1 protein-coding gene is annotated in these 579 nt (G+C 38.9%); it reads left to right on the forward strand.

From position 1 onward, the window contains the following. Nucleotides 1-383: transposase (locus tag ACFOUY_RS08945; protein WP_378960163.1), on the forward strand; the 383-nt coding region annotated here is incomplete at its 5' end. Between the last annotated feature and the right edge of the window lie 196 nt (nucleotides 384-579).

Raw genomic sequence — 579 nt, forward strand, 5'->3', positions numbered from 1 at the left:
TTTGCCCGGCAGGCCATCTCGCTGTTCGAAAAGCAAGGCAGGGGAAAAAGGAAGATGGAACAAATCAGGTAGACACCTACTATTTTGACGTTGAAAAGTGCAAGATCTGTCCATTGAGGGAGAATTGCTATAAGCCGGGAGCAAAAACTAAAAGCTATTCAGTATCCATAAAGTCCGACCTGCACAAGGAACAAATGGACTTTCAGGAGACCAACTACTACAAGGAACAAGCCGGTCATCGATACAAGATTGAAGCAAAAAACAGTGAATTAAAAAACGTTCATGGATATGGCAGGGCGGATTCATATGGCATAGAGAATATGAAAATGCAAGGGGCAATAGCAATATTTGTAGTAAATCTGAAAAGAATATTCAAATTCTAGGTTTGGAGACTTGTTCATCTAAAAAAATCTTTCAGAACCGTAGAAAAAGCCACTAAGCTCAATTAAGAAAATGCTGAACACAGCATAAACCTAAATATCAAATAACGTAAAAAAAAGAAAGCGGATGAAGAGTTCAGCACTCATTCATCCGCTTTGCAAAAACAGACTATTTTAAGTCCACTTTTTCAGTGCCCTC

Origin of the sequence: Pedobacter jamesrossensis (assembly GCF_042650905.1) — a bacterium.
Lineage (GTDB): Bacteria > Bacteroidota > Bacteroidia > Sphingobacteriales > Sphingobacteriaceae > Pedobacter > Pedobacter jamesrossensis.